5 protein-coding genes are annotated in these 5,398 nt (G+C 36.9%); all 5 read right to left on the bottom strand.

Translation table 11 applies throughout. The annotated features are described in order from the left end of the window. Window positions 1-160 precede the first annotated feature (160 nt). Complete coding sequence (locus ACQV2G_RS08855) at window positions 161-1,231, bottom strand: M42 family metallopeptidase (protein ID WP_428874840.1); 1,071 nt, start codon at window positions 1,229-1,231, stop codon at window positions 161-163. A gap of 200 nt (window positions 1,232-1,431) precedes the next feature. After that, window positions 1,432-2,799: a magnesium transporter gene (gene mgtE, locus ACQV2G_RS08850; RefSeq protein ID WP_428874462.1), complete on the bottom strand. Its 1,368-nt coding sequence runs from the start codon at window positions 2,797-2,799 to the stop codon at window positions 1,432-1,434. 13 nt (window positions 2,800-2,812) lie between these two features. After that, the gene (locus tag ACQV2G_RS08845; protein WP_428876620.1) at window positions 2,813-3,706 is read right to left on the bottom strand and encodes an RluA family pseudouridine synthase; all 894 of its coding nucleotides are present in this window, start codon (window positions 3,704-3,706) and stop codon (window positions 2,813-2,815) included. 28 nt (window positions 3,707-3,734) lie between these two features. After that, window positions 3,735-4,550: an NAD kinase gene (locus tag ACQV2G_RS08840; protein WP_428874464.1), complete on the bottom strand. Its 816-nt coding sequence runs from the start codon at window positions 4,548-4,550 to the stop codon at window positions 3,735-3,737. Between the two features lie 21 nt (window positions 4,551-4,571). After that, the gene (locus tag ACQV2G_RS08835) at window positions 4,572-5,216 is read right to left on the bottom strand and encodes a GTP pyrophosphokinase (RefSeq protein ID WP_428874465.1); all 645 of its coding nucleotides are present in this window, start codon (window positions 5,214-5,216) and stop codon (window positions 4,572-4,574) included. Between the last annotated feature and the right edge of the window lie 182 nt (window positions 5,217-5,398).

Genomic DNA, 5,398 nt, shown 5'->3' with positions numbered 1-5,398 from the left:
GAAAAATAGACCAAGGAAAGGTATAAAATATAAACCACCTAAAGAAGAACTTTTTAGTTTCTTACTATCGGTGTTGCATTTGATTGGACAATTCGTCAACAAAAAAAGACCTGTCTTTTCTCATCTATAAGAAATGACTAGGTCTATTACCTAAAAACGATTAATCTACCATCTCTGCTTCTAAGTATTTATGAATTAAGTCATATGTGGCAATTACTGAGGTGATGTGTGTTCTTTCAAAGGCATGACTAGCATCAATTCCAGCACCAAACAATCCGTGACGTACATCTGCTCCGGCACGCATAGCTGCAGAAGCATCTGAACCATAGTATGGATAGATATCTACTTTATAAGGAATCTTATTTTCATCACATAATCCAACTAATTGATTACGTAAGCCAACATGATAAGGGCCAGAAGCATCTTTAGCACAGATAGACACTGTATACTCATCTGAAGTTTGATCATCTCCTAATGCTCCCATATCGACAGCAATATATTCTTCAACTTCTGGAGCAATGTTAGAGTTTCCACCGTAGCCAATTTCTTCGTTATTAGAAATATAGAAATGAGTAGTATGTGCTAATTTAAGTTCTCCAGCTTTAATTGCTTCAATAGCTTCTAATAAAAGGGAAACACTCACTTTATCATCTAAGTGGCGTGATTTTAAATAACCGGAGTCAGTAATTTCTGCACGTGGATGGAAAGAAATAAAATCTCCTACTTCGATACCTAATTCTGCTACATCTTCTGGGTTAAAAACAGGGTGGTCTAAACGAACTTCCATATTGTCTTGATTACGTTCTAATGACCCTGCGTTACGGTAAACGTGAACAGAAGTCTGATGCATTAAAATCGTTCCATCAAAAGTTTTACCTGTTTTTGCAGAATGGATTTTGCAATATACTCCTTCTAGCGAATTGTAAACAAACCCACCGATTAGATCTAATTTCAAACGACCATCAGCTTTTACCGCACGAACCATCGCTCCTAAAGTATCCACGTGAGCTGTAATAAAACGCTGACGTTCTTTATTTTTTCCTTCTAAAGTTACTAGTAAACCTCCTTTTGGTGTCTTAGTATACTCCACTTTATCCTGGTCAAATTTTTTCATTAAATGCGACACAATTTCACCAGTATAACCAGTTGGTGAAGGAATCTCGGTTAATTCTTTCACACGTTCTAAACGTGCACGATCTGATTCTGATAATTGATAATTCAATTCTACCATTCTGTTCTCTCCTTTATATTGATCCATCTTAAAAGATAAATCATTGTAATCACTTGATTCTACTATACAACAATTAGCCTTAAATTCAAAAGCAAATTATGAAAAAATAACAATCCTTTAGATTTTTATACTTGGACCAGAGTTTGAAAATTGAAATTCTAAAACAAGTGGGTGTCTATAGCTAGAGGCTTTTCTTATCATTAAGGTAAATAGGTTAAAAAAACTCGGGCAATTGTAAAATAAATGAAGACTGATGTTAAGTCACTTAAAGTTGAGATAAATGGACCACTAGCCACAGCGGGGTCAAAGCCTATCTTCATCATGAGTTTAGGAATCAAAGCACCGGCAATATTAGCCACCACGATTGCACAAGCCATAGCAATCCCTATGATCATACCCAAAAAGAGGTTTCCTTTCCAAAAGCCTGCCACTAGGGCTATGGTTAACCCAACTACCAATCCTGTGACTACTCCTGTTAGTAATTCAAAACTAAAAGAATCAAAAAATTTATCATCTTCTGATTTATTAGTAAGCTTGCGAACAGCAACCGCTAAAGATTGAGTTCCAGCGTTACCTGCTGTACCGGTTATTAATGTAACAAAGCTAGATAAAACAGGCACTGAGGATATCAAACCTTCAAACTGAGAAATTAGAGTGGCTGTCCCCATCCCCATAAATAGCAGTGTAACTAACCAAGGCAAGCGACTTTTAGAAGCCTTAAATGGAGTAGTATGAATTTCATTAACATCAACCGCAGCCAAACCTGAGTAGTCACTGTCTGCTTCTTCTTGAATAACGTCTAAAACATCATCTACTGTTATAATACCAAGTAATTCACGATCAAAGCCTACAACTGGTAGGGCCAATAAGTCGTAATCTTGTACCATTTTTGCTACCTCTACTTGATCATCATTTACTTCAACTGTTATTAAACGAGGATTAAGGATTTCTGAGATTAAGGTTTGATCATCATGAACAATGAGATCTCTTAAAGATAAAACACCCTTTAGTCGTCTATCTTCATCAATCACATACACATAATAGATAGTTTCTGCTTGAGCGGCTGCCGTTTTTAAGTGTTCATAGGCTTGTTTAACTGTATATTCTTCCTTGACAGTTACAAACTCAGTCGTCATGATGGATCCTGCTGTTTCGTCAATATAGTTTATCAAACGAGATATTTCACGGGCAGACCTATTAGGCATTAAATGCATGTACGTATTTACTTTTTCTTTATTATCAATATTATTTAAAATATCCACCGCATTATCCGCGTACATTTCACCTAAAACAATAGCTGCATAGGCATTTTCCATCTCTAGGAAATACTCTTCACTCAAGTGAAGAATATCTGATTCAAAGGCATCAAAGACATCAGCGAGTTCACTGGGAGCAAGATATTGATAGACTGTTTTTCGCTCAGAACTGACAAACTCAGTAAAAATTTTGGCTTGATCATAATTATGTAACGCTAAAAACTCAGTACGAAAGCGTGTCATACGGTTGTTTTGCAGCATAGCTTTGAAACTAGCGACGCTTTCTTCAAAACTTCTTTCAAATACTTCCATTGCTATTCCTCTCTTAGTTAACTTGCTGGGCTTGAATCCAATCTTGCATATCTTCTGGTAGATTCATCTCAAAATGTAAGGGCTGTTGAGTCATGGGGTGGTTAAACTCCAATTGGCCACAGTGAAGCGCTTGACGTCTGATCGTTTTGGTCAAAGGACCTCCATATAAATCATCGCCAATTAAAGGACCTCCCATATGCATTAAGTGTACCCGAATTTGATGTGTTCGTCCTGTATGAAGCCTTATTCTTAAGTGCGCTCCATTAGGATAAGTTTGCTGACACCAATATTCGGTCTTGGCATATTTTCCACTTTCATGAACACGCCGGGTTATAATTGAAGACTCCGTACGTGCAATAGGTGCTTCAATTATACCATGGTCTGACCATTGACTGCGACTGCTTAGAGCATGGTAATATTTAACCACTTGACCTGCTCTTACTTGACGATCCATCAATGCATGAGCTAATCGATGCTTAGCAATTAACATTAAGCCTGATGTATCACGATCTAACCTAGTTACTATATGGATTACTTGATCCGAGTAGCCTTGCTTTTGGTAGTAACCTCTCACTCGATTAGCAATTGAACTCGAAGGATTTGCTAAAGAAGGAATTGAAACTACTCCCACTTGTTTATTTAAAATAAGTAGATCATCATCTTCATAGACGATTTCAATTGGGTCATCTGAAGGTGGAACTGTTTCATGCCCTCGCTCGATGGGAGCTAATAAATGAAGACAGTCTCCTTTACGGATTTTAAAACGAACAGGTACTTTTAAATGGTTCAATAATAGTTGACCTTCAAGCTTAACCTTTCTTAAAAAGGACTTTGGTAACTGTTGTTGTCTTAAAAATTCTTTAATCGTTATTTCTTCCGATTGATCATAAAACCACTTCAACTCCATTATAAACCTCACCTTTTATTGATTAAACTTATTTTCTCACTTGATTAGCGATAAAAGAGGATTCTACACGATTCCAATAATGCATATGCTTAAAGCTAGCGAAATGAATTCTCTCCTTAGCCAATTGCAAGCGCACAGTATCAATTGTCTGGTCCGCCCAAAATAGATGGTCAGTCGTGATATCCATCCATTCATTGGATGGATCTGGTTTTAAAGTGAGCCATTCATCAGCCGGTAAAATAATAGGCGAGGCCAAGGATCGATAAACACGATTATTAACCGAAGCCATCTCTGTCATCTGTATTGCTTCAATTCGTGGATGCATTACCGCTCCACCTAAAGATTTGTTTAACCCCGTAGACCCGGTTGGTGTCGCAATACACAATCCATCCCCACGAAATGTTTCAAAGAATTGGTCTTTTATTTCCACATCACACACCATTGTTTTACGATGCGAACGAATACTGCATTCATTGAGGGCTAGAACATGTCTCTTTTTTCCATTACCGAGAGTAATAGCTACCGATAGTAAGGGATATGAAATGGATTCAGCGTCATTTTCAACAATACTCTGTAAAACTTGATCCATCTGTTCGCCTAACCAGTCCGTATAAAACCCTAAATGTCCCGTATGAATCCCTATAAATTGAGTATGATTGATAAATGCCTGGTACTGGTGAAAGGCTGATAAAAGTGTGCCATCTCCACCAATTGATATTACATAGTCAGGAGTTTCCCCGTTAGAGAGCTCTTTTAATTGATAGTGATGGAGTTTAGTTTTAAGTCGTTGAGCATAGGCAACTGATAAAGCTTTTTTATTATATACTAATCCAATCTTTTTCATAGTTTCTCCTTACTCTTGCTCTTAACGCGAGTCAAACAGTTTGGTTGCTTCATGAATCTCTTCACGAATCTGACTCATTTCTTCATCAAGTAGAAAGGCAGCCTCAGAAGCTCGTTGAAGTCTTTCTAATATTTCAACAGGATACTTGCCATCATACTTATAATTTAACGAATGTTCGATGGTTGCCCAAAAATTCATCGCTAAAGTTCTAATTTGTACTTCCACAATAACCGAAATGTTTCCTTCAATTCTTTCCACCGGATACTCTAAGATCATATGATAAGAACGATACCCACTCGGCTTATGATTTTTAATATAGTCCCTAATCATAATGACTTTAAAATCAGACCGTCTTAATAGTAAATCTGCTACTTCATAGATATCCTCAACAAACTGGCACATCACTCGAACCCCAGCTATGTCCTGAACACCACAAAGGAAATCTTTGGCTTTGATTTGTCTAACAGCCATTTTTTCCATAATACTTTCAGGTGATTTTACTCGTCCGGTAACGAATTCGATCGGTGCGTGTCTATCCAAATCAATATATTCTTGGCGAATACTTTTTAATTTTAGCTTCAATTCTTCAACAGCCTGACCATAAGGGGCTAAGAACAATGCCCAATTGTCGACAAAAGGTTCTTCATATACATATTTATTTTCCATGATTTCCCCCTTTCTAGCCCTCTACAAGTTTTCAAAATATTCAACCCATATCAGTCTAATTGATTAATATCATCCAGAAAATATTTTACCATAAGTCAAAGGGTTTTCGTATATAACTGTTCATTGGTGTCAACCGTAAATGAAAATGTCCTGAAATTTTAAAAATTTGCGGGATAAAACTA

This window comes from Facklamia sp. P12955, assembly GCF_050409565.1.
Lineage (GTDB): Bacteria > Bacillota > Bacilli > Lactobacillales > Aerococcaceae > Facklamia.
Note: the sequence above shows the minus strand (reverse complement) of the source record. Positions and strands in the feature narration are given on the sequence as shown.